Consider the following 23,655-nt stretch of genomic DNA (forward strand, 5'->3'; position numbering starts at 1 on the left):
AGCGCTTTGGTTACTTTCGCCTGGGCCGGCTTCCGGATTTTCGAAAGTGACCCGCTGTAAAAGCGGAACCATAAGCAGCCGTTACCGCAGCAACGGATATACACCCAATCCCAAAAACCACTCATCCCTGGGTCCCCCCGACCGCCCATGTTAACCTTGCGCCCATCGCGGAAAAGCCGGGCCAATGCCCCTCCTTTTGCCCCACACCTTTCAACGAGTTTGCCTGACACCAATGAATACAGCCGTGAACGATCTGTCCTCCCACACGCCCATGATGCAGCAATACTGGCGCCTGAAGAATCAGCACCCCGATCAGCTAATGTTCTACCGCATGGGCGACTTCTACGAGATCTTCTATGAGGATGCGAAGAAGGCCGCCAAGTTGTTGGACATTACCCTGACGGCGCGTGGGCAATCGGCAGGCATGGCCATTCCGATGTGTGGGATTCCTTACCACGCGGCGGAAGGTTACTTGGCGAAGCTGGTCAAGCTCGGCGAATCCGTGGTGATCTGCGAACAAGTCGGCGACCCGGCCACCAGTAAAGGGCCGGTGGAACGCCAGGTGGTACGCATCATCACGCCGGGTACGGTCAGTGACGAAGCCTTGCTGGATGAACGCCGGGACAACCTGATCGCCGCGGTCCTGGGGGATGAGCGCCTGTTTGGCCTGGCGGTGCTGGACATCACCAGCGGCAACTTCTCGGTGCTGGAGATCAAGGGCTGGGAAAACCTGCTGGCGGAGCTGGAACGGGTCAATCCGGTTGAACTGCTGATCCCGGATGACTGGCCCAAAGACCTGCCGGCGGAAAAACGCCGTGGCGTGCGTCGTCGGGCGCCGTGGGATTTTGAGCGTGACTCGGCGTTGAAAAGTCTCTGCCAGCAGTTTTCCACTCAGGACCTCAAAGGTTTTGGGTGCGAAAACCTGACCCTGGCCATCGGCGCTGCCGGTTGCCTGCTGGCCTACGCCAAGGAAACCCAGCGCACCGCCCTGCCCCACTTGCGCAGCCTGCGTCATGAGCGCCTGGATGACACCGTGGTGCTGGACGGCGCGAGCCGACGCAACCTGGAACTGGACACCAACTTGGCCGGCGGGCGCGACAACACCCTGCAATCGGTGGTCGATCGCTGCCAGACTGCCATGGGCAGCCGTCTGCTGACCCGTTGGCTGAACCGTCCGCTGCGGGATTTGACGGTGCTGCTGGCGCGCCAGACTTCCATCACCTGCTTGCTGGACCGTTATCGCTTCGAGCAGTTGCAACCGCAGCTCAAGGAAATCGGTGACATCGAGCGAATCCTGGCGCGTATCGGCCTGCGCAACGCCCGCCCCCGCGACCTGGCGCGCCTGCGCGATGCCCTCGGCGCCCTGCCCGAGCTTCAGGTGGCGATGACCGACCTGGAAGCACCGCATCTGCAGCAACTGGCGCTCACCACCAGCACTTACCCGGAGCTGGCCGCGCTGCTGGAAAAAGCCATTATCGATAACCCGCCGGCGGTGATCCGTGACGGCGGCGTGCTGAAAACCGGCTACGACGCCGAACTCGACGAACTGCAATCGCTGAGCGAGAACGCCGGTCAGTTCCTGATCGACCTCGAAGCCCGGGAAAAAGCCCGCACCGGCCTGGCCAATCTCAAGGTCGGCTACAACCGCATCCACGGTTATTTCATCGAATTGCCGAGCAAACAGGCCGAACAGGCGCCGGCTGATTACATTCGCCGCCAGACCCTCAAAGGCGCCGAGCGTTTCATCACCCCGGAACTCAAAGCGTTCGAAGACAAAGCGCTGTCGGCCAAGAGCCGCGCCCTGGCCCGGGAAAAGATGCTCTATGAAGCGCTGCTCGAAGACTTGATCAGCCAACTGCCACCGCTGCAGGACACCGCCGGCGCCCTGGCGGAGCTGGACGTGCTAAGCAACCTGGCCGAACGCGCCTTGAACCTGGACCTTAATTGCCCGCGGTTTGTCAGCGAGCCCTGCATGCGCATCACCCAGGGTCGTCACCCGGTGGTCGAACAGGTATTGACCACGCCGTTCGTGGCCAACGACCTGAGCCTGGATGACAACACCCGCATGCTGGTGATCACCGGCCCGAACATGGGCGGTAAATCCACCTACATGCGCCAGACTGCGTTGATCGTGCTGCTGGCCCACATCGGCAGTTTCGTGCCGGCAGCCAGCTGCGAGCTGTCCCTGGTGGACCGGATCTTCACCCGGATCGGTTCCAGCGATGACCTGGCCGGCGGGCGCTCGACCTTCATGGTGGAAATGAGCGAAACCGCGAACATCCTGCACAACGCCACCGAACGCAGCTTGGTGCTGATGGACGAGGTCGGACGCGGCACCAGCACCTTCGACGGCCTGTCCCTGGCTTGGGCAGCGGCCGAACGGCTGGCGCACCTGCGGGCGTACACACTGTTCGCCACCCACTATTTCGAGCTGACCGTACTGCCGGAAAGCCAGCCACTGGTGGCGAACGTGCATCTCAATGCCACCGAGCACAACGAGCGCATCGTATTCCTGCACCATGTGCTGCCCGGCCCGGCCAGCCAGAGTTACGGCCTGGCAGTCGCGCAACTGGCCGGCGTACCCAGCGAAGTGATCAGCCGTGCCCGCGAGCACCTGAGCCGCCTGGAAACCACCAGTCTGCCCCACGAAACACCGCGCCCGAGCAAAGGCAAACCGGCCGCTCCGCAACAGAGCGACCTGTTCGCCAGCCTGCCGCATCCGGTGCTCGATGAACTGGCCAAAGTGGATCTGGACGACCTGACGCCACGTCGGGCACTTGAATTGCTTTATACATTGAAGACACGGATCTAACGCACAGGCGTTCAAGCTGGTAGAATCTCGCGCGGTTTGGGATGCTGCGGGCTATTAGCCTGGTTCGCAGACTATCGCTCCCGAACCTGGCGAGCCCACCGTGAAGGGGTTCCGCTGCCGCCGCCTGAGGAGAGAATTAGAAATGACCTTCGTCGTCACCGACAACTGCATCAAGTGCAAGTACACCGACTGCGTAGAAGTCTGTCCGGTGGACTGCTTTTACGAAGGGCCGAACTTCCTGGTCATTCACCCGGACGAGTGCATCGACTGCGCCCTGTGTGAACCGGAATGCCCGGCGAATGCCATCTTCTCTGAAGACGAAGTGCCGGCCGGCATGGAGAACTTCATCGAGCTGAACGCCGAACTGGCGGAAATCTGGCCAAACATCACCGAAAAGAAAGACGAGCTGCCAGACGCCAAAGAGTGGGATGGCAAGACAGACAAGCTCAAAGACCTCGAACGCTGATATCACTTGCGCTCGTTGAAAAAGGCCCCTTGCGGGCCTTTTTGTTTTCTCGGTTTCAATAAATCGCAGGCAAAAAAAAGGGGCGGTTTGACCCGCCCACATTTTTTCCCTAATCCCTTTGATCCTTTTCATCATCCTGATGAATCGCATCCTGCGATGTCCTTCCTCCCCATCATCCGTGACAGGTGTGTCTGTCCGTCGACACAGGACTGATATTAGTATTTTTCCCGGCGAGTGCAATTGGCCCACCGCCGTCGCCTGGCCCTGTCACAGCATTGAAATACAAAAAAATACTCTTATATATCAATATGATATGAAAAATACGACGATCTTTATAGACGTCTATCCCTCGAACGGGAAACCAAACGCTTACGCAACACTAGGCAAAAGCTTACACGCCATGCCGACAAACAGCGTAAGCACTGAAACAGCCGCCACAGAAACGAAAAAGCCCCGAAACAGTCGGGGCTTTTCCTATTCCGCGTGCGTTGCCGTTATTGGAACAACGACTCGCTCGACAGGCCGTTCTTCTCCAGGATCTCCCGAAGACGCTTGAGGCCTTCGACCTGGATCTGTCTGACCCGCTCACGGGTCAGCCCAATCTCCAGGCCCACATCTTCAAGGGTGCTGCTTTCATGACCGCGCAAGCCGAAGCGGCGAATCACCACTTCCCGTTGCTTGTCCGTGAGCTCCGAGAGCCACTGGTCGATGCTCTGGGACAAGTCATCGTCCTGAAGCAGCTCGCACGGGTCGGTAGGTCGGTCATCGGTGAGCGTGTCCAGCAGGGTTTTATCCGAGTCTGGTCCCAGTGAAACATCAACCGAGGAAACCCGCTCGTTGAGCCCAAGCATGCGCTTGACCTCGCCCACCGGTTTTTCCAGCAGGTTGGCGATTTCTTCAGGAGAGGGTTCGTGGTCGAGCTTTTGGGTCAGTTCACGGGCAGCCCGCAGGTAGACGTTCAGTTCCTTGACCACATGGATCGGCAACCGGATGGTCCGGGTCTGATTCATGATCGCCCGCTCGATGGTCTGACGAATCCACCAGGTAGCGTAGGTCGAGAAACGGAAGCCTCGCTCGGGGTCGAATTTCTCGACAGCGCGAATCAGCCCCAGGTTACCCTCTTCGATCAGGTCCAGCAGCGAGAGTCCGCGATTGACGTAGCGTCGGGCGATTTTCACCACCAGGCGCAGGTTACTTTCAATCATGCGTTTTCGCCCGGCTGGGTCGCCACTTTGCGACAGGCGCGCAAAATGAACTTCTTCCTCGGGGGAGAGCAGCGGCGAGAAGCCGATTTCGTTGAGGTACAGTTGAGTGGCGTCCAGCGCCCGGGTGTAATCGATATACTTATGCTGTTTAAGTGAAGCGGAGTGTTTGGATTTGGCGCGAACGGAAGGTGGAGTCGCTCCTTCATCATTCGACATCGAATCCATAGCGATGCCAGTCTCCACAAGGAGAACCTCATCGTCGATGTCAAACTCCGGCACTTCTTTACTGAGAGCCATTGTTATAGTCCTTTGGTGAGTTCGACCTCAAGCTCAAGCGACGCCTTTATCCTTGGCAACGCTGGAGCCTGTTCCCTCTACGTGACGGAACAGGCTGACAATCAAATCAACGACGTGGCAGGAATTGCAGCGGATCGACTGGCTTACCTTGTCGGCGAATCTCAAAATGCAGTTTCACCCGGTCCGTTCCCGTTGATCCCATTTCGGCAATTTTTTGCCCGACCTTGACCTGCTGCCCCTCCCGAACCAACAGCCTGCGGTTGTGACCGTAGGCACTGACGTAGGTATCGCTGTGTTTGATGATCACGAGTTCGCCGTAGCCCCTTAAACCACTCCCGGCGTACACAACCGTACCATCAGACGCGGCTAAAACAGGCTGTCCCAAATCCCCGGCGATATCAATTCCTTTATTCAAACTACCGTTTGAAGAGAATTTTCCAATCAGAACGCCATTAGAAGGCCATCCCCAGCCGCTCGGGCTGGGGCCTGCCGCAGGCGTCGGAGCAGGCGCCGGTTTGCTCGCGACGGACGGTACGGTTGCCGTTGCGGCACCGACCGGGCGGCGAATCACCGTCGTTTTACTCGACGACGAAGCTGTCGAACCTGACTGAGTGACCACCGCAGTAGGCGTTGAACCACTACGACCATCAAAGCGAATTCTCTGACCCGGATGAATCGTATAAGGCGCAGGAATGTTGTTTCGCGCCGCGAGGGCTCTGTAGTCCCAGCCATAGCGAAAAGCGATGGAAAACAGCGTATCGCCGCGACGGACTACATACTGACCGGTCGTTACTGTAGGACGTTGAGGCGTCGCGTGGGTGCGATCGACAACCCGGACGTTACCCGACGGGGTACTGGAGCAACCGACCAGCACAGTACTCAAGACAAGGCCAGTCACCAGGCGCTGAAAGCTCGTGATACCCATACGCTGCGCAATGACTGTGAGACTCACCCGCCGCTCCCTTTGTGGTGGTTGAAAAATTGGAAACTGCCTGTGCAGGCAACGGTATTACAAATATAGCTGGCCGCCATCCCACTTCTATTAATGAAGCGCGAGGCACCGACGCACACGTTTGCTCGACGCCGTTGCAATCCGTTTAACCAATCAACAGTTAACTGATCAGTGCCGGTGTATGACACAACCCATGCCACGGAATTCAGCGTCTGTTTATAAATGCTCAGGCCAAGGGCCCGTTAAGCAACGGAACGAACCGCACCGCCCCCAGCACGTGGCGTGAAAAACCTTGTTCTTCGCGCACGATCAGCATCAACTGCTGAACTTCACCAGCCCCCACCGGAATCACCAACCGCCCACCGGGCGCGAGTTGATCCAGCAAGGCCTGGGGCACATCAGTGGCCACGGCGGTGACGATGATGCCGTTATAAGGTGCCAGGGCCGGCCAGCCTTCCCAGCCATCGCCCCAACGAAACACCACATTGCGCAGGTTCAGTTCCACCAGGCGTTCCTTGGCGCGATCCTGCAGCACCTTGATCCGCTCCACGGAAAATACCCGCTCCACCAACTGCGACAACACCGCCGTCTGGTAACCCGAGCCGGTGCCGATCTCCAACACCTTGTCCAGCGGCCCCGCCTCCAGCAGCAACTCGCTCATGCGGGCCACCATATAAGGCTGGGAAATGGTCTGGTTGTGGCCGATCGGCAATGCGGTGTCTTCGTAGGCGCGATGGGCCAAGGCTTCATCGACGAACAAATGCCGAGGGGTGCGGCGAATCACTTCCAGCACCTGGGCGTTGGAAAGGCCTTCTTCATAGAGCCGTTGAATCAGCCGCTCCCGGGTACGCTGGGAGGTCATGCCGATTCCGCGGCGCAGTATATCGTCTTGCTCACGAGCCATCAGCGCAGCCCCTCCAGCCAGCCATCGAGCGTTCGAAAAGCATCGTTGAAGGTCCGATCCAGCTGCAACGGGGTTATCGAGACATAGCCTTGCATCACTGCATGAAAATCGGTGCCTGGCCCGCCATCCTCGGCATCACCGGCGGCGGCGATCCAATAGCCGGCCTTGCCCCGGGGATCGACCACCTGCATGGGCTTGGCCGCGCGGGCACGGTGACCCAGGCGAGTGAGCTGGATACCCCGGATGTGATCGAGTGGCAGGTTCGGAATGTTCACATTCAGCACCGTACGCGGCGGCAGGTCCAGTTCGCCATGGGCCTCGACCAACTTGCGGGCGAAGTACGCGGCCGTAGGCAAATTATCGACTTGCCGCGAAACAAACGAAAAGGCAAACGACGGATGTCCGAGGAAACGGCCTTCAAGGGCGGCGGCCACAGTGCCGGAATAAAGCACGTCATCCCCCAGGTTGGCCCCCAGGTTGATGCCCGAAACCACCATGTCCGGCTCGCGCTCCAGCAAGCCGTTGAGGCCCAGGTGCACACAGTCGGTCGGGGTGCCGTTGAGGCTGATGAAACCATTATCCAGATAGCACGGGTGTAATGGTCGGTCGAGCGTCAGCGAACTGCTGGCGCCGCTTTTGTCCTGGTCCGGGGCGATGACCACGCATTCGGCAAAATCCGCCAGCGCAGCATAAAGCGCGGCAAGGCCGGGTGCTGTCACCCCGTCGTCGTTAGAAATCAGAATACGCATGGGCTGTCCGTCTGCCCCACCGGCACCAGATCGACGAGTTCGCGCACCAAGACAGTGGCGAAACATCCGGCCGGCAGGACGAATTCCAGTTGCAGAGTGTCTAGCGAGGGATAATGCCACGACAGGCCGCCAATGGGCAGTCGCAGGATGCGACGTTCGTGACTCATTCCCGCGTTTATCAACCAGTCGCGCAAATCGGCCTCGGCCTCGGCGATGGCCTGCTCCAGATCATGGACCGCGCCGGCGGCAGGCGAAGGTCCCTCGCCCCACTGCGGCCCGGTGGGGTGCAAATCGAGAATCGCCAGGCGCGGGTCACTGCACTCGGCCTCGCCAGCGGGAAAAAAACTGCGGCTGTCGGTGAAGGCCAGCAGGTCGCCCACCTGCGCTTGCTGCCAGGTGCCATCGGCCACCCGAGCCGCCAACACCCGGTTGAACAGAAAACTGCGGGCGGTGGACAACAGTCGCGAACGTACATTGCGCTGTTCCGGCAAAGCCTTGCGCGCCGCCCAGGCGCGGGCATCGACGAGGTTACCGCCGTCATGCCCGAAGCGCTGGGCGCCGAAATAATTGGGAATGCCCAGGCGGGCGATCTGTTGCAGACGCGCATCGATAGCCGCCGGATCGCCCTGGAACTGGGTCAGGCGCACAGTAAAGCCATTGGCCGAGTGCGCGCCGCGTTGCAGCTTGCGTTTATGGCGACCGGTCTTGAGGATCTTCAGCGTTTCGTTTTCTGCCGCCGACAGGTCCGGGTCGGCCTTGCCCGGCAACTGGACGCTGAACCACTGGCGAGTCAGCGCCTGGCGGTCCTTGAGACCGGCATAACTGACGGTGCGCAATGATACGCCGGCGGCCTTGGCAATTCGCCGGGCAGCCTCTTCAGTGTTCAAACCGCGTTTTTCAACCCAGATCCATAAGTGCTCGCCTTCGCCCGTCAGCGGGATGTCGAGCACTTCGTCGACCTGGAAATCTTCAGCAGTGGCCTTGAGCACTGCGCTGCCCAACGACTCGCCGTAGGCACGGGGGCCCAATAGTTCCAGTTCGGTCATGAGCGCAGCAACAAGGCAACGCTATGAACGGCAATGCCTTCTTCGCGACCGACGAAACCAAGTTTCTCGGTGGTGGTGGCTTTCACGTTGACCTGGTCCAGCTCTACTTGCAGGTCCTCGGCAATCAACCGACGCATCGCTTCGATGTGCGGTGCCATTTTCGGTGCCTGGGCGACGATGGTGTTATCGACATTGCCGACTTTCCAGCCCTTGGCGTGGATCAGCGAGACCACATGGCGCAGCAGCACCCGGCTGTCGGCGCCCTTGAATTGCGGGTCGGTGTCGGGGAAATGTTTGCCGATATCACCCAACGCGGCCGCGCCAAGCAAGGCGTCGCTCAAGGCGTGCAGCAGGACGTCACCGTCAGAATGCGCGAGCAGCCCGAAGCTGTGTGCAATACGCACGCCGCCCAGAGTAATGAAGTCGCCTTCAGCGAAACGGTGAACATCGTAGCCGTGGCCAATACGCATAAAAAACGCCCCGATTTTTGTCAGGGCGTGATTCTACCTGCATTCAGCGTGGGGAGCGCCCTCAATTAGCTCCCCCGCCAAGGGGAATCAGACTAAGAGCCCCCTAAAGCGTGGGCATGATGTTGCAAGTGATCCTCAATGAAGCTGGCGATGAAGAAGTAGCTGTGGTCGTAACCCGGTTGCAGGCGCAACTCCAACGGATGACCGGCAGCCTTGGCCGCTTGTTGCAGGGCCTCGGGTTTGAGTTGCGTGGCCAGGAAATCGTCGCGATCGCCCTGATCCACCAGCAACGGCAGCTTTTCCTCAGCTTCAGCGATCAATGCACAGGCATCCCACTCACGCCACTTCGAGCGGTCTTCCCCCAGGTAACGAGAGAACGCCTTCTGCCCCCACGGGCAATCCATCGGATTGTTGATCGGCGAAAATGCCGACACCGAGCGGTAACGCCCCGGGTTACGCAAGGCGCAGACCAGCGCGCCGTGACCACCCATGGAATGACCACTGATGCCGCGTTTATCCGAGGCGGGGAAATGCGCTTCGACCAAGGCCGGCAATTCCTGCACCACATAGTCATGCATCCGATAGTGGCGCGCCCACGGATCCTGCGTAGCGTTCAGATAAAACCCCGCCCCCAGGCCGAAGTCCCAGGCACCGTCCGGATCGCCCGGCACGTCGGCGCCGCGCGGGCTGGTGTCCGGCGCGACAATAATCAGGCCCAGTTCGGCGGCCATGCGTTGGGCTCCGGCCTTTTGCATGAAGTTCTCGTCAGTACAGGTCAAGCCGGACAACCAATACACCACAGGCAACTTGCCACCCTGCTCGGCTTGGGGCGGCAGGTACACGGCAAACACCATGTCACAACCGAGCACGTCGGAACGGTGCCGGTAGCGCTTGTGCCAGCCGCCAAAGCTTTTCTGGCAGGAAATGTTTTCAAGGTTCATTGGCATTTCAGCTGCAAGCGACAAGCTTCAAGCGGCAAGTGGCGGTGAACCGACTTGCAGCTTGTGGCTTGAAGCTCATGGCTGCTCCTTAGAAATTAATAACGGTGCGGATGCTCTTGCCTTCATGCATCAGGTCGAACGCCTTGTTGATATCTTCCAGGCCCATGGTGTGGGTGATGAAAGTATCCAGCGGAATCTCGCCCTTCTCGGCCATTTCCACGTAGCTTGGCAATTCGCTGCGCCCGCGCACGCCGCCAAACGCTGATCCGCGCCAGACGCGCCCGGTCACCAACTGGAACGGACGGGTAGCGATTTCCTGGCCAGCCCCGGCCACACCGATGATCACCGACTCGCCCCAACCCTTGTGGCAGCACTCCAGCGCGGCGCGCATCAACTGCACATTGCCGATGCACTCGAAGGAAAAGTCCACGCCGCCGTCCGTCATGTCGACGATGACTTCCTGGATCGGACGGTCGAAATCTTTCGGGTTGACGCAATCGGTGGCGCCCAGTTGCTTGGCGATTTCGAACTTGGCCGGGTTGATGTCGATGGCAATGATGCGCGAGGCCTTGGCCTTCACCGCGCCAATCACTGCCGACAGGCCGATGCCGCCCAGGCCGAAGATCGCCACGGTGTCACCCGGCTTGACCTTGGCGGTGTTGATGACCGCGCCGATACCGGTGGTGACGCCGCAACCCAGCAGGCAGACTTTTTCCAGCGGCGCTTCTTTGGGGATTTTCGCGACGGAGATTTCTGGCAATACGGTGTATTCGGAGAACGTCGAGGTCCCCATGTAGTGGAAAATCGTCTCGCCCTTGTAGGAAAAGCGCGAGGTACCATCCGGCATCAGGCCTTTGCCTTGGGTGGCGCGAATCGCCTGACACAGGTTGGTCTTGCCCGATTTACAGAACTTGCACTGCCCGCATTCCGGCGTGTACAGCGGAATGACGTGATCGCCCACCGCAACCGACGTCACACCTTCACCGATGGCTTCGACAATGGCGCCGCCTTCATGGCCAAGGATAGAGGGGAAGATCCCTTCCGGATCGGCGCCCGACAAAGTGTAGGCATCAGTGTGGCAGACACCGGACGCCACCACGCGCAGCAACACTTCTCCCGCCTTGGGCATGGCGACGTCGACTTCAACGATTTCCAGGGGTTTCTTGGCCTCGAAGGCAACGGCCGCGCGTGACTTGATCATGGGAGTCTCCAGCAAATAAAAACAAGACAAGGAGTGTAATCCCTCACCGGAGGATGAATAATCCAACCAAAAGCAAAACATTATTGCTCCACAGGGATAATCATTCATGTCCGAGAACCGCTGGGAAGGGATCGACGAATTCGTCGCCGTGGCCGAATGCAGTCAGTTCACCGCTGCTGCCGAACGTCTCGGGGTTTCGTCTTCCCATATCAGTCGACAAATCGTACGACTTGAAGAACGTCTCCAGACACGGCTGCTGTATCGCAGTACCCGCCGAGTCACCTTGACCGAGGCCGGTCAAACCTTCTTGCAGCATTGCCAGCGTCTGCAGGACGGACGCGAAGAAGCACTGCGGGCGGTGGGCGACCTCACCAGCGAACCCAAGGGCATGCTGCGCATGACCTGTGCCGTGGCCTACGGCGAGCGGTTCATTGTGCCGCTGGTGACACGGTTCATGACGCTCTATCCGCAATTGCGGGTGGACATCGAACTGAGCAACCGCCCCCTCGATCTGGTTCACGAAGGACTGGACCTGGCGATTCGCCTGGGTCGCTTGCAAGACTCACGTCTGGTTGCCACGCGCCTGGCGCCACGGCGCATGTACCTGTGCGCATCGGCGTCCTACCTGGAGCGCTACGGTCGGCCCCATAGCTTGTCGGAATTGAGCCGCCACAATTGCCTGATCGGCAGCTCCGACATCTGGCAACTGGAGCAGAACGGCCGGGAATTTTCGCAACGAGTGCAGGGAAACTGGCGTTGTAACAGTGGGCAGGCGGTGCTGGATGCGGCTTTGCAAGGGGTGGGATTGTGTCAGTTGCCGGATTATTACGTGTTGGAGCATTTGCACAGCGGGGCGTTGATATCGCTGTTAGAGGCTCACCAGCCGCCGAATACAGCGGTGTGGGCGTTGTATCCGCAGCAACGGCATTTGTCGCCGAAGGTGCGCAAGTTGGTGGATTACTTGAAGGAGGGGTTGGCCCAGCGGCCGGAGTATCGGGGGTAACACTGGTTTCTATGTTATCTGAGCGATTGCTATCGCGAGCAGGCTCGCTCCCACACTGGATTTTCAGCGGCTACAAATTTTGTGTACAGCCAAAGTCCCTTGTGGGAGCGAGCCTGCTCGCGATGGCGATTTCACTTAATGGCGATTCGCCCAACGCTGGCGCAACCACTCCAGGTCTTCAGGGCGTGTGACCTTGAGGTTATCGGCCCGCCCTTCAATCAGCCGTGGCGCTTGCCCCGACCACTCCATGGCGGACGCTTCATCGGTAATCAGCGCATCCGCCACCAGGCTGTCGGCCAGGGCCCGGTGCAAGGCACCGAGACGAAACATTTGCGGTGTGTAGGCTTGCCAGATGACGCTGCGGTCAACGGTTTCCACCACACGTCCGTGCTTGTCGACTCGCTTGAGAGTGTCGCGCGCCGGGACAGCCAAAAGTCCGCCGACCGGATCGTTCGCCAGTTCGCGGAGCAAGGTGTCCAGATCGTCGCGGGCCAGGTTGGGCCGGGCGGCGTCGTGCACCAGCACCCAATCGTAATCGTCGGCACCCTGCCCGTGAAGATGCAGCAAGGCATTGAGCACCGAATCCGAACGCTGTTCACCGCCGTCCACGCGCTGGATGCGTGGGTCACCGGCACAAGCCAGGGTCGGCCAATAAGGGTCATCGTGTGCAACACTGACCACCACGCCTTTTACGGTCGGATGATCGAGGAAACAGCCGAGGCTGTGTTCGAGAATTGTGCGCCCATCCAGTTGCAGGTACTGCTTGGGACGGTCCGCAGCCATGCGGGCTCCCACGCCTGCGGCAGGAATCACGGCCCAGAAGGCCGGCAAGCGGATACTCATTGGGCCAACTGGTAGAGGGTTTCGCCCTCCTTGACCATGCCCAGTTCATGACGAGCCCGTTCTTCAACGGTCTCCATGCCTTTCTTCAGTTCCATCACTTCGGCGTCCATTACCCGATTACGCTCCAGCAACGCCTCGTTCTCGGCATGCTGTTCGGCAATCTGCTGAGTCAGGTCGGCCACTTGCGCCAGGCTGCCATTACCCACCCAAAGGCGGTACTGCAGGCCAGCCAGCAACAGGAGCAAGACAAGAAACAACCAATTGGGACTGCGCATCGAATCTCAGGTATCCAGTGAAAAAGACAGCCATGCCACACTTTGAAGCGTCTGATAGCACGAAGCCTGGAAAAACCAGGCTTGTGCTTGATAAGGCATCAGATTAGAGGCAAAACCGCCGCTACTGCGACTTTTTCGACACTATCCGGTGTCTTTTTACCATCTACCGCTTAACCGCGAAACTCGGCACGACCGTTGTACTTGGCCTTACCCTTCAACTGCTCTTCGATACGCAGCAGTTGGTTGTACTTGGAAACGCGGTCCGAACGGCACAGCGAACCGGTCTTGATCTGGCCTGCCGCAGTGCCCACGGCCAAGTCGGCGATGGTCGAATCTTCGGTCTCGCCGGAACGGTGGGAGATCACGGCAGTGTAACCGGCAGCCTTGGCCATCTGAATGGCTTCCAGGGTTTCGGTCAGGGTGCCGATCTGGTTGAACTTGATCAGGATCGAGTTGGCGATCTTCTTGTCGATGCCTTCTTTCAGGATCTTGGTGTTGGTCACGAACAGGTCGTCGCCCACCAGCTGGGTTTTTTCGCCGATCTTGTCGGTGAGGATTTTCCAGCCGGCCCAGTCGGACTCGTCCAGGCCATCTTCGATGGAGATGATCGGGTAGCGTTCGGTCAGGCCCTTGAGGTAGTCGGCAAAGCCTTCGGCGGTGAATACCTGGCCTTCACCGGACAGGTTGTACTTGCCGTCTTCGAAGAACTCACTGGCCGCGCAGTCCAGGGCCAGGGTCACATCGGTGCCCAGCTTGTAACCGGCGTTGGCCACGGCTTCGGAAATCACTTTCAGCGCGTCTTCGTTGGACGCCAGGTTCGGGGCGAAACCGCCTTCGTCGCCAACGGCAGTGCTCAGGCCACGGGCCTTCAACACAGCCTTGAGGTGATGGAAAATCTCGGTGCCCATGCGCAGGCCTTCGGAGAAGGACTGGGCGCCCACCGGCTGCACCATGAATTCCTGGATGTCGACGTTGTTATCGGCGTGCTCGCCACCATTGATGATGTTCATCATCGGCACCGGCATCGAGTAGACACCCGGGGTACCGTTGAGGTTGGCAATGTGTGCGTACAGCGGCAGGTCCTGGTCCTGGGCAGCGGCCTTGGCAGCAGCCAGGGACACGGCGAGGATTGCGTTGGCACCCAGGGTGGCTTTGTTTTCGGTACCGTCGAGCTTGATCATCGCGTGATCGAGGGCTTTCTGGTCAGCAGGGTCCTTGCCCAGCAACAGGTCACGGATCGGACCATTGATGTTGGCGACGGCTTTGAGCACGCCCTTGCCCAGATAACGGCTCTTGTCGCCATCACGCAGCTCCAGCGCTTCGCGCGAGCCAGTGGATGCACCGGACGGCGCGCAGGCGCTGCCGATGATACCGTTGTCGAGAAGCACGTCCGCTTCAACAGTGGGGTTGCCACGGGAGTCGAGAACTTCACGACCTTTGATGTCGACGATTTTTGCCATTGTTGTAAACACTCCAAAGTTGACGAAACGCTGTAACAGTAAGGCTTGCCGACGACGGGCCCGAAGGACGTCATCGCTGGCAAGCCATGCTCCCACAAAAGCAGTGCGGCCAGCGGGCCAGAGCGATAATCGAGCGGTACTTTACCGGAGAAAACCGCGTTATGCGGTTTCTATCGTCGGAAAACTCTTGACCAGTTCGTCCAGCGCCTTGAGCTGAGACAGGAACGGTTCCAGCTTGTTCAAGCGCAAGGCACAAGGGCCGTCACACTTGGCATTGTCCGGGTCCGGATGGGCCTCAAGAAACAGACCTGCCAGGGACTGGCTCATGCCGGCCTTGGCCAGGTCGGTGACCTGGGCGCGACGTCCGCCGGCGGAATCGGAACGACCGCCCGGCATTTGCAGCGCATGGGTCACGTCGAAGAACACCGGGTATTCGAACTGTTTCATGATGCCGAAGCCGAGCATGTCCACCACCAGGTTGTTGTAGCCGAAGCTCGAACCACGCTCGCAGAGGATCAACTGGTCATTCCCGGCCTCTTCGCACTTGCTCAGGATGTGCTTCATTTCCTGGGGCGCAAGGAACTGGGCCTTCTTGATGTTGATCACCGCGCCGGTCTTGGCCATCGCCACTACCAGATCGGTCTGGCGCGACAGGAAGGCCGGCAGCTGGATGATGTCGCAGACTTCGGCGACGGCCGCGGCCTGCTCAGGCTCGTGGACGTCGGTGATGATCGGCACACCGAAGGCTTGCTTGATGTCCTGGAAGATGCGCATGCCCTCTTCCAGGCCTGGGCCACGGTAAGAGGTCACGGATGAGCGATTGGCCTTGTCGAAGCTGGCCTTGAAGACGTAAGGGATACCCAGTTTCTGGGTGACCTTCACGTACTCCTCGCAGACCTGCATCGCCATGTCGCGGCTTTCCAGCACATTCATGCCGCCAAACAGCACCATGGGCTTGTCGTTGGCAATCTCGATGTCGCCGACGCGAATGATCTTCTGGGCCATCGTTTTATGCCTTCTTCTGGTGTTGAGTCAAAGCGGCTTTCACGAAACCACTGAACAGCGGGTGACCGTCCCGTGGCGTCGAGGTGAACTCGGGGTGGAACTGGCAAGCAACGAACCATGGGTGATCCGGCGCTTCGACCACTTCCACCAGCGCGCCGTCACCGGAACGACCGGAAATTTTCAGGCCGGCTTCGATCAGTTGCGGCAGCAGGTTGTTGTTCACTTCGTAGCGATGACGGTGACGCTCGACAATCACATCCTTGGCGTAGCAATCGTGCACCTTGGAGCCGGCTTCAAGCAGGCACTCCTGGGCACCAAGACGCATGGTGCCGCCCAGGTCGGAGGTTTCGGTGCGTACTTCCACGGCACCGGTGGCATCTTCCCACTCGGTGATCAGGCCCACGACCGGGTGGCCGCTGGCGCGATCGAATTCGGTGGAGTTGGCGTCCTTCCAGCCCATCACGTTACGGGCGAACTCAATGACCGCCACTTGCATGCCCAGGCAGATGCCCAGGTAAGGCACCTTGTTTTCGCGAGCGTATTGAACAGCGGTGATCTTGCCTTCCACGCCCCGCAGGCCAAAGCCGCCCGGCACGAGAATCGCATCGGCTCCTTCGAGCAGACCGGTGCCCTGGTTCTCGATGTCTTCGGAATCGATATAGCGCAGGTTGACCTTGGTGCGGTTGCTGATACCGGCGTGACTCATCGCCTCGATCAGCGACTTGTAGGCATCCAGCAGTTCCATGTACTTGCCGACCATGGCGATGGTGACTTCGTGTTCCGGGTTGAGCTTGGCATCGACCACCGCTTCCCACTCGGACAGGTCGGCGCTGGCGCACTGCAGACCGAAACGCTCAACGACGAAATCGTCCAGGCCCTGAGAGTGCAGGATGCCCGGGATCTTGTAGATGGTGTCAGCGTCTTCCAGGCCGATCACCGCACGCTCTTCAACGTTGGTGAACTGGGCGATCTTGCGACGCGAAGAAATATCGATCGGGTGATCGGAGCGGCAGATCAGCACGTCCGGCTGCAGCCCGATGGAGCGCAGCTCCTTGACCGAGTGCTGGGTGGGCTTGGTCTTGGTTTCGCCGGCAGTGGCGATGTAGGGAACCAGGGTCAGGTGCATCAGCATCGCGCGCTTGGCGCCGATTTCAAAACGCAACTGGCGGATGGCTTCGAGGAACGGCTGGGACTCAATGTCACCCACCGTGCCGCCGATTTCGACCATCGCCACGTCGGCGTCGCCGGCACCCTTGATGATGCGGCGCTTGATTTCGTCGGTGATGTGCGGGATGACCTGGATGGTCGCACCCAGGTAATCACCACGGCGCTCTTTACGCAGCACGTGCTCGTAGACACGACCGGTGGTGAAGTTGTTGTTCTGGGTCATGGTCGTGCGGATGAACCGCTCGTAGTGGCCCAGGTCCAGGTCGGTCTCGGCGCCGTCGTGGGTGACGAACACTTCACCGTGCTGGAACGGGCTCATGGTGCCCGGGTCGACGTTGATGTACGGGTCCAGCTTGAGCATGGTGACCTTAAGTCCCCGCGCCTCCAGGATGGCCGCCAATGAAGCCGAGGCAATGCCTTTCCCCAATGAAGAAACAACACCGCCCGTGACGAATATGTAGCGCGTCATGAAAAACCCTAGAAGTCTGCGTTAAAGCGGTCCGAGCCGCCGGGGAAAGCGAAGGAAGGCCGAAGCCCCCGATCACCTGCATTAATCACAGTGCACCTTTCAAAAAAACCGCCGCGTTGGGACAGACCGGAAGTGAAATCACCGGTACGTTGCTCGCTACACATTTTTTGGAATCGCCCAGCAAAGACTGCTTGGTAATCGGCAACTCCTGCAATTCAGGCGAATCCACAGAAGTTGTATCAAGAAGGGAGCGTAGTCTACCGGAAAGCCCCTTTCAGCTCAAACCCAGATCTTGGTTTCATGGCTGCCAGATCAGTTGCCAGTTACCATCAATGCCGCTGTCGAGTCCTGGCACGTTGGCCACCGCCAGCAATTGCTCGTTGCGATACAGCAGCGGCAATCGACCGCGCGCAAACGCCGGCACGCCGCTTTCGTTGAGCAAACGCTTGAGGTCCCGGTGACCGCGGCCGGGCACCGTCATGATCTCGCCCCCCTGACGATAGCGGACGCAGAGCGGTCCGTCGGGAATTTTACCGTCGAAGGTCACCTTGCCGTTGTCTGGCAGGTCCAATGCTTGAGCAGTCAGCGTCCATTCTACGGCGCCCGCGACCGGTCGCAGCCAGCGGTCGGATAACCACCAGACGCGACCACCGGTCCGGTGCAGTTCACCATCAGCCAACCGCCAGATCGGCCTCGTATCGTGCGCCGCATCGCGTAGTGAGTCCCAGCCGGACCAGTGATCGCTGTCGGGCAGCGTCGTCATCGACACCAACCAATGACTCAACGCGTTGCGCTGACGGGCCGGGGACAAGGCTTGCAACGGGGCCATCTCAAGCGACCGCAACCCAAGCCAGTCGAACGCGCAGGGCGTGATGGCTCGGTCCAGATCGATTCGCGCCAGGTCAGCCAGCAAGCCTTGGGCCTCACCCATGTGCGCAGCGCTGCGCGCCAGGGCCACCGCCGCGTGGGGCCACTGCTCGGTCAATACCGGGAAAACCCGCTGGCGCAGGAAATTGCGTGCGTACCGGTGATCGTCGTTGGAAGGGTCTTCGATCCAGCTCAAGCCCTGCTGCGTCGCGTAGGCTTCAAGCTCCGCACGGGTCACATCAAGCAGTGGCCGCACCAGTTGGCCCATCCCCAAGGGGCGCTGTCCAGGCATGGCCGACAACCCCCTCACGCCCGCTCCACGCAGTAAGCGAAACAACAGGGTTTCAGCCTGATCGTCGCGGTGCTGGCCGGTGAGCAGCACTTCATTGCTGCGGAGCACCGCCCCGAAGGCACCATAACGCGCCTCCCGGGCGGCGCGCTCGACACTGGCGCCGGGCTGGACTTGCACTTCGATCACCTGCAGCGGCACCCCAAGGGCCTCGCAGACCGAGCGGCAATGCTCCGGCCATGCATCGGCCACAGCCTGGAGGCCATGATGGACGTGGATAGCACTTAGCGGTGGCAGGGTTTGGGTTTTGGAGAGAGACGCGAGCAGGTGCAGCAAGACGGTGGAGTCGAGGCCACCGGAGAAGGCGATGCGCCAGGTGGCAGCGTTGCGCCAGGAGGATAGCTTTGTGAGGAGCCGGGTTGGCAGATCCGCGCTGGAGTTCATAGGAGTCAGCCTTGGCACAAACAACTGTGGGAGCGAGCCTGCTCGCGATGGCGGTATATCAGTCAACTCATTTGTTGAATGTTAAACCGTATCGCGAGCAGGCTCGCTCCCACATGGGTATTACAGTCGGATCAGAGACCGTAGCTCATCAGCCGCTCATAGCGACGGGTCAGCAGCGCGTCGTTGTCAAAATGCTTGAGCATCGACAGTTGCGAACTCAGCTCGGCGCGAATCAGTGCAGCAGCCGCGGCCGGATCACGATGAGCGCCGCCCACCGGCTCGCTGATCACTTTATCCACGATCCCCAGGCCCTTGAGACGTTCAGCGGTGATGCCCATGGCTTCGGCGGCATCCGGTGCCTTCTCGGCGGTTTTCCACAGGATCGAGGCGCAGCCTTCCGGCGAGATCACCGCGTAAGTGGAATATTGCAGCATGTTCAACTGATCGCAGACGCCGATGGCCAGCGCACCGCCGGAACCACCCTCGCCGATCACCGTAGCGATGATCGGGGTTTTCAGTCGCGCCATCACGCGCAGGTTCCAGGCGATCGCTTCGCTCTGGTTGCGCTCTTCGGCGTCGATGCCAGGATAAGCGCCAGGCGTGTCGATAAAGGTCAGGATCGGCATCTTGAAGCGCTCGGCCATTTCCATCAGGCGGCAAGCCTTGCGATAGCCTTCCGGACGCGGCATGCCGAAGTTGCGGCGCACCTTTTCGCGTACTTCCCGGCCTTTCTGGTGGCCGATGATCATCACTGGCTGGTCGTCCAGACGGGCGACCCCACCGACGATCGCGGCGTCGTCGGAGAAATGCCGATCGCCGTGCAGCTCATCGAACTCGGTGAAGATGTGGTCGATGTAGTCCAGGGTGTATGGACGACGTGGGTGACGCGCCAGGCGGGCGATCTGCCAACTGGTCAGCTTGCCAAAGATGTCTTCGGTCAGCGTGCGGCTTTTGTCCTGCAGACGAGAGATTTCATCGCCGATATTCAGCGAATTGTCATTACCGACCAAGCGCAACTCTTCGATCTTGGCTTGCAGGTCGGCGATCGGCTGTTCGAAATCTAGAAAATTCGGGTTCATAGGCGTCCGTCTTGGGTCGACGTCCAAGAGAGCTTGGGCCGGCCGGTTGTCTATTCGCGCCCTACCTTAAGGGAGAGGCGCGTTCAGGTCGAGATTAAAAATTCGGGTCGAGATCAGGGCCGCTCCAAGGTTCAGGAGTGGCACCTGGCCGTCAACGGTATTGGAGGAAGACGTTGTCTTTGCCGAACTGGTCACGCAAGGCTTGAATCAACGCATCCGCCGGATCGATCCGCCAGCCTTCGCCGAACTGCAGCACAGCCTTGGCGTCGGGGCGCACGTACTCCATGGTAATCGGGCAAGCACCGCGATGGCGCTTGAACAACTCCCCCAGCCAGCGTAGCTGATCGCCCTTGAGATCCTGGGTCTGCAATTTCAGGCGCAGGCTCTCGGCCAGGTTGGTCCGGGCATCCTCCATGCTCATCACCCGCTTGACCCGCAGCCGCAGGCCACCGGAAAAATCGTCGTTGCTGACTTCACCTTCCACCACCACCATCGCGTCGGTCTGCAACAACGACTGGGCCGAATGGAACGCCTCGGCAAACAACGACGCCTCGATGCGCCCGGAGCGGTCGTCGAGGGTGATGAAGCCCATCTTGTCGCCCTTTTTGTTTTTCATTACCCGCAGGGCAATGATCATACCGGCGACGGTTTGCGTGTCACGCGCCGGCTTCAGATCAATGATGCGCTGGCGGGCGAACCGGCGGATCTCGCCTTCGTATTCGTCGATCGGATGCCCCGTGAGGTACAGGCCCAAGGTATCCTTCTCACCCTTGAGACGCTCCTTGAGGGTCAGTTCCTTGGCCTTGCGGTGATTGCCGTAGACATCGGCATCTTCCTCGACGAACAACCCGCCAAACAGGTCGGCGTGGCCACTGTCGTGGGTACGCGCGGTTTGCTCGGCGGCCTTGATCGCTTCTTCCATGGCCGCCAGCAACACCGCGCGGTTGCGGTCGATGTTGGCCTGGTAGGCCTTGGGCTCATCCTGGAAGTAAGGCCCGAGCCGGTCCAGGGCACCACTGCGGATCAAGCCGTCGAGGGTGCGCTTGTTGATGCGCTTGAGGTCGACCCGGGCGCAGAAATCGAACAGGTCCTTGAACGGTCCGTCCTGACGGGCTTCGGTGATGGCTTCCACCGGTCCCTCGCCCACGCCCTTGATCGCGCCGAGGCCATAGATGATGCGGCCTTCGTCGTTCACCGTGAACTTGAACTCCGAAGCGTTCACGTCCGGCGCGTCGAGGCGCAGCTTCATGGTCCGCACTTCTTCGATCAAGGTCACGACCTTGTCGGTGTTGTGCATATCCGCCGACAGTACCGCCGCCATGAACGGCGCCGGGTAATGGGCCTTCAGCCAGGCGGTCTGGTAGGACACCAGGCCGTAGGCGGCCGAGTGGGATTTGTTGAAACCGTAACCGGCGAATTTTTCCACCAGGTCGAAGATGTTACCGGCCAGGTCAGGGTCGATGCCGTTGGTGGCGCAACCGTCAATGAAACCACCGCGCTGCTTGGCCATTTCCTCGGGTTTTTTCTTACCCATGGCCCGACGCAGCATATCCGCGCCGCCAAGGGTATAACCGGCCATGACCTGGGCAATCTGCATCACCTGTTCCTGATACAGGATGATGCCGTAGGTCGGTGCCAGCACCGGCTTCAAGCCTTCGTACTGATAATCCGAGTGCGGATACGCCAGTTCGGCGCGCCCGTGCTTGCGGTTGATGAAGTCATCCACCATGCCCGATTGCAGCGGGCCCGGACGGAACAGGGCCACCAGTGCGATCAGGTCTTCCAGGCAGTCGGGCTTGAGCTTTTTGATCAGCTCCTTCATGCCCCGGGATTCAAGCTGGAACACTGCCGTGGTTTCGGCTTTTTGCAACAGACTGTAGGTCGGCTTGTCATCCAGCGGAATAAAGGCAATGTCCAGTGGCGCTTCGCCGACCTTGGCCCGGTCGCGGTTGATGGTTTTCAGTGCCCAGTCGATGATCGTCAGGGTGCGCAGGCCGAGGAAGTCGAACTTCACCAGGCCCGCTGCTTCGACGTCATCCTTGTCGAACTGGGTCACCAGGCCGTCGCCTTCTTCATCGCAATAGATCGGCGAGAAGTCAGTCAGCTTGGTCGGCGCGATCACCACGCCACCGGCGTGCTTGCCGACGTTACGCACCACGCCTTCGAGCTTGCGGGCCATCTCCCAGATTTCCGCAGCCTCTTCATCGACCTTGATGAAGTCCCGCAGGATTTCTTCCTGCTCGTAGGCTTTTTCCAGGGTCATGCCGACTTCGAACGGGATCATCTTCGACAGGCGATCGGCCAGGCCATAGGACTTGCCCTGCACCCGCGCCACGTCGCGCACCACAGCCTTGGCGGCCATGGAACCGAAGGTGATGATCTGGCTCACCGCGTTACGGCCGTATTTCTCGGCCACGTAATCGATCACCCGGTCGCGGCCGTCCATGCAGAAGTCGACGTCGAAGTCGGGCATGGAAACCCGTTCCGGGTTGAGGAAACGTTCGAACAGCAGGTCATATTCCAGCGGGTCGAGGTCGGTGATCTTCTGGACGTAGGCCACCAGCGAACCGGCACCCGATCCACGGCCCGGCCCCACCGGCACGCCGTTGCTCTTGGCCCACTGGATGAAGTCCATCACGATCAGGAAGTAACCGGGAAAGCCCATCTGGATAATGATATCCAGCTCGAAATTCAGCCGGTCGACATAGACCTGGCGCTTGGCTTCGTAATCTTCGGTGGTGTCCTTGGGCAGCAAGACGCTCAGGCGCTCTTCCAGGCCGTCGAAAGACACTTTGCGGAAATACTCGTCGATGGTCATGCCATCGGGAATCGGGAAGTTGGGCAGGAAGTGCTTGCCCAGCTTCACATCGATGTTGCAGCGCTTGGCGATCTCGACGGTGTTTTCCAGCGCTTCCGGCAGGTCACTGAACAGCTCGGCCATTTCCTCGGCGCTTTTGAGGTATTGCTGATCGCTGTAGTTCTTCGGGCGACGTGGATCATCAAGCGCCCGGCCTTCGCCGATGCAGACACGGGTTTCGTGGGCCTCGAAATCTTCCTGCTTGATAAATCGCACGTCGTTGGTCGCCACCAGAGGCGCGCCAATCCGGTCGGCCAGGGCCACGGCGGCATGCAGGTGTTCTTCGTCGTTGGGCCGATTGGTGCGTTGCACCTCGATGTAGAAGCGGTCCGGGAACACCGCCATCCAATCGCGGGCCAGCACTTCGGCTTCTTCGGCGTTGCCGCTGAGCAAGGCCAGGCCGATCTCACCCTCCTTGGCCGCCGACAGCATGATCAGCCCTTCGCTGGCCTCGGCTACCCACTCGCGTTCGATGATGATCGAGCCGTTGCGCTGACCATCGATAAAGCCGCGGGAGATCAACTCGGTGAGGTTGCGGTAACCCACGGCGTTCATCACCAGCAGGCTGATGCGGCTCAGCGGCGCATCCGGGTCTTTGTTCGACAACCACAGGTCGGCCCCGCAGATCGGCTTGATCCCGGCGCCCATGGCATTTTTGTAGAACTTGACCAGCGAACACATGTTGTTCTGGTCGGTGACCGCCACGGCAGGCATGTTCATGCCCACCAGGGTCTTGACCAGTGGCTTGATCCGCACCAGGCCATCGACCAGGGAGTATTCAGTGTGCAGGCGTAGATGAACGAATGAAGCCGGCATAGTGATCCTGCGTTAAGTCATGAAAACAACAAGGCCCG

General features: G+C 59.9%; 19 protein-coding genes. 3 read left to right on the forward strand and 16 right to left on the reverse strand.

What is annotated here, in order from left to right; all coding sequences use genetic code 11:
• The first annotated feature begins 244 nt into the window (after window positions 1–244).
• Window positions 245–2,812 (forward strand): DNA mismatch repair protein MutS, encoded by a 2,568-nt coding sequence (gene mutS / locus MA884_RS20620; protein WP_256232237.1) that lies wholly within the window; start codon window positions 245–247, stop codon window positions 2,810–2,812.
• Window positions 2,813–2,954: 142 nt separating this feature from the next.
• A complete protein-coding gene (gene fdxA / locus MA884_RS20625; protein ID WP_256232238.1) occupies window positions 2,955–3,278 on the forward strand; it encodes a ferredoxin FdxA in 324 nt (107 codons plus the stop codon).
• Between the two features lie 494 nt (window positions 3,279–3,772).
• Here the strand turns inward: fdxA and rpoS are convergent, their stop codons facing one another.
• From rpoS to MA884_RS20665, 8 genes are all read right to left on the reverse strand, one after another.
• On the reverse strand, window positions 3,773–4,780 hold the full coding sequence (rpoS, locus tag MA884_RS20630) for an RNA polymerase sigma factor RpoS (RefSeq protein ID WP_057451681.1): 1,008 nt from the start codon (window positions 4,778–4,780) through the stop codon (window positions 3,773–3,775).
• 106 nt (window positions 4,781–4,886) lie between these two features.
• Entirely contained in the window at window positions 4,887–5,732 is an 846-nt protein-coding gene (locus tag MA884_RS20635) for a peptidoglycan DD-metalloendopeptidase family protein (protein WP_256232239.1), read from the reverse strand.
• Window positions 5,733–5,958: 226 nt separating this feature from the next.
• Window positions 5,959–6,594 carry a protein-L-isoaspartate(D-aspartate) O-methyltransferase gene (locus MA884_RS20640; protein ID WP_171061419.1) on the reverse strand — a complete coding sequence of 212 codons (636 nt, stop codon included), beginning with the start codon at window positions 6,592–6,594 and terminating at the stop codon, window positions 5,959–5,961.
• Between the two features lie 41 nt (window positions 6,595–6,635).
• Window positions 6,636–7,385, reverse strand: a complete 750-nt coding sequence (gene surE / locus MA884_RS20645; protein ID WP_047227585.1) for a 5'/3'-nucleotidase SurE — start codon at window positions 7,383–7,385, stop codon at window positions 6,636–6,638.
• The gene (truD, locus tag MA884_RS20650; protein WP_256232240.1) at window positions 7,373–8,431 is read right to left on the reverse strand and encodes a tRNA pseudouridine(13) synthase TruD; all 1,059 of its coding nucleotides are present in this window, start codon (window positions 8,429–8,431) and stop codon (window positions 7,373–7,375) included. Before truD ends, surE begins: the two co-directional genes overlap by 13 nt.
• Complete coding sequence (ispF, locus tag MA884_RS20655) at window positions 8,428–8,901, reverse strand: 2-C-methyl-D-erythritol 2,4-cyclodiphosphate synthase (protein WP_256232242.1); 474 nt, start codon at window positions 8,899–8,901, stop codon at window positions 8,428–8,430. The genes truD and ispF overlap by 4 nt, the downstream gene beginning before the upstream one ends.
• A gap of 92 nt (window positions 8,902–8,993) precedes the next feature.
• A complete protein-coding gene (gene fghA, locus MA884_RS20660) occupies window positions 8,994–9,848 on the reverse strand; it encodes an S-formylglutathione hydrolase (protein ID WP_256232244.1) in 855 nt (284 codons plus the stop codon).
• An 82-nt stretch (window positions 9,849–9,930) separates the two neighbouring features.
• Window positions 9,931–11,043 (reverse strand): S-(hydroxymethyl)glutathione dehydrogenase/class III alcohol dehydrogenase, encoded by a 1,113-nt coding sequence (locus MA884_RS20665; protein ID WP_256232245.1) that lies wholly within the window; start codon window positions 11,041–11,043, stop codon window positions 9,931–9,933.
• Between the two features lie 106 nt (window positions 11,044–11,149).
• Here MA884_RS20665 and MA884_RS20670 point away from each other — a divergent pair, with 106 nt between their 5' ends.
• A complete protein-coding gene (locus MA884_RS20670; RefSeq protein WP_256232246.1) occupies window positions 11,150–12,046 on the forward strand; it encodes a LysR substrate-binding domain-containing protein in 897 nt (298 codons plus the stop codon).
• Between the two features lie 135 nt (window positions 12,047–12,181).
• Here the strand turns inward: MA884_RS20670 and ispD are convergent, their stop codons facing one another.
• The 8 genes from ispD to dnaE form a co-directional block, all read right to left on the reverse strand.
• Complete coding sequence (gene ispD, locus MA884_RS20675) at window positions 12,182–12,889, reverse strand: 2-C-methyl-D-erythritol 4-phosphate cytidylyltransferase (RefSeq protein WP_256232247.1); 708 nt, start codon at window positions 12,887–12,889, stop codon at window positions 12,182–12,184.
• A complete protein-coding gene (gene ftsB / locus MA884_RS20680; protein ID WP_256232248.1) occupies window positions 12,886–13,164 on the reverse strand; it encodes a cell division protein FtsB in 279 nt (92 codons plus the stop codon). The genes ispD and ftsB overlap by 4 nt, the downstream gene beginning before the upstream one ends.
• A gap of 170 nt (window positions 13,165–13,334) precedes the next feature.
• A complete protein-coding gene (gene eno / locus MA884_RS20685; RefSeq protein ID WP_256232250.1) occupies window positions 13,335–14,624 on the reverse strand; it encodes a phosphopyruvate hydratase in 1,290 nt (429 codons plus the stop codon).
• Between the two features lie 159 nt (window positions 14,625–14,783).
• Window positions 14,784–15,629: a 3-deoxy-8-phosphooctulonate synthase gene (kdsA, locus tag MA884_RS20690; RefSeq protein WP_256232251.1), complete on the reverse strand. Its 846-nt coding sequence runs from the start codon at window positions 15,627–15,629 to the stop codon at window positions 14,784–14,786.
• 4 nt (window positions 15,630–15,633) lie between these two features.
• Window positions 15,634–17,265, reverse strand: coding sequence for a CTP synthase (locus MA884_RS20695; RefSeq protein WP_256232253.1), 1,632 nt, complete (start codon window positions 17,263–17,265; stop codon window positions 15,634–15,636).
• A 298-nt stretch (window positions 17,266–17,563) separates the two neighbouring features.
• Window positions 17,564–18,865: a tRNA lysidine(34) synthetase TilS gene (gene tilS, locus MA884_RS20700; protein WP_256232254.1), complete on the reverse strand. Its 1,302-nt coding sequence runs from the start codon at window positions 18,863–18,865 to the stop codon at window positions 17,564–17,566.
• A 131-nt stretch (window positions 18,866–18,996) separates the two neighbouring features.
• The gene (locus tag MA884_RS20705) at window positions 18,997–19,944 is read right to left on the reverse strand and encodes an acetyl-CoA carboxylase carboxyltransferase subunit alpha (RefSeq protein WP_256232255.1); all 948 of its coding nucleotides are present in this window, start codon (window positions 19,942–19,944) and stop codon (window positions 18,997–18,999) included.
• Window positions 19,945–20,095: 151 nt separating this feature from the next.
• Window positions 20,096–23,617: a DNA polymerase III subunit alpha gene (gene dnaE / locus MA884_RS20710; protein WP_256232257.1), complete on the reverse strand. Its 3,522-nt coding sequence runs from the start codon at window positions 23,615–23,617 to the stop codon at window positions 20,096–20,098.
• Window positions 23,618–23,655: the final 38 nt, after the last annotated feature.

Source organism: Pseudomonas sp. Q11 (assembly GCF_024494355.1).
Lineage (GTDB): Bacteria > Pseudomonadota > Gammaproteobacteria > Pseudomonadales > Pseudomonadaceae > Aquipseudomonas > Aquipseudomonas hefeiensis.

Excerpts from the sequence above, each read along its gene's own strand:
- fdxA (WP_256232238.1), top strand. The coding sequence starts at position 2,955 with ATGACCTTCGTCGTCACCGACAACTGCATCAAGTGCAAGTACACCGAC.
- rpoS (WP_057451681.1), bottom strand. The coding sequence starts at position 4,780 with ATGGCTCTCAGTAAAGAAGTGCCGGAGTTTGACATCGACGATGAGGTT.
- MA884_RS20640 (WP_171061419.1), bottom strand. The coding sequence starts at position 6,594 with ATGACCTCCCAGCGTACCCGGGAGCGGCTGATTCAACGGCTCTATGAA.
- surE (WP_047227585.1), bottom strand. The coding sequence starts at position 7,385 with ATGCGTATTCTGATTTCTAACGACGACGGGGTGACAGCACCCGGCCTT.
- truD (WP_256232240.1), bottom strand. The coding sequence starts at position 8,431 with ATGACCGAACTGGAACTATTGGGCCCCCGTGCCTACGGCGAGTCGTTG.
- ispF (WP_256232242.1), bottom strand. The coding sequence starts at position 8,901 with ATGCGTATTGGCCACGGCTACGATGTTCACCGTTTCGCTGAAGGCGAC.
- fghA (WP_256232244.1), bottom strand. The coding sequence starts at position 9,848 with ATGCCAATGAACCTTGAAAACATTTCCTGCCAGAAAAGCTTTGGCGGC.
- MA884_RS20665 (WP_256232245.1), bottom strand. The coding sequence starts at position 11,043 with ATGATCAAGTCACGCGCGGCCGTTGCCTTCGAGGCCAAGAAACCCCTG.
- MA884_RS20670 (WP_256232246.1), top strand. The coding sequence starts at position 11,150 with ATGTCCGAGAACCGCTGGGAAGGGATCGACGAATTCGTCGCCGTGGCC.
- ispD (WP_256232247.1), bottom strand. The coding sequence starts at position 12,889 with ATGAGTATCCGCTTGCCGGCCTTCTGGGCCGTGATTCCTGCCGCAGGC.
- ftsB (WP_256232248.1), bottom strand. The coding sequence starts at position 13,164 with ATGCGCAGTCCCAATTGGTTGTTTCTTGTCTTGCTCCTGTTGCTGGCT.
- eno (WP_256232250.1), bottom strand. The coding sequence starts at position 14,624 with ATGGCAAAAATCGTCGACATCAAAGGTCGTGAAGTTCTCGACTCCCGT.
- kdsA (WP_256232251.1), bottom strand. The coding sequence starts at position 15,629 with ATGGCCCAGAAGATCATTCGCGTCGGCGACATCGAGATTGCCAACGAC.
- MA884_RS20695 (WP_256232253.1), bottom strand. The coding sequence starts at position 17,265 with ATGACGCGCTACATATTCGTCACGGGCGGTGTTGTTTCTTCATTGGGG.
- tilS (WP_256232254.1), bottom strand. The coding sequence starts at position 18,865 with ATGAACTCCAGCGCGGATCTGCCAACCCGGCTCCTCACAAAGCTATCC.
- MA884_RS20705 (WP_256232255.1), bottom strand. The coding sequence starts at position 19,944 with ATGAACCCGAATTTTCTAGATTTCGAACAGCCGATCGCCGACCTGCAA.
- dnaE (WP_256232257.1), bottom strand. The coding sequence starts at position 23,617 with ATGCCGGCTTCATTCGTTCATCTACGCCTGCACACTGAATACTCCCTG.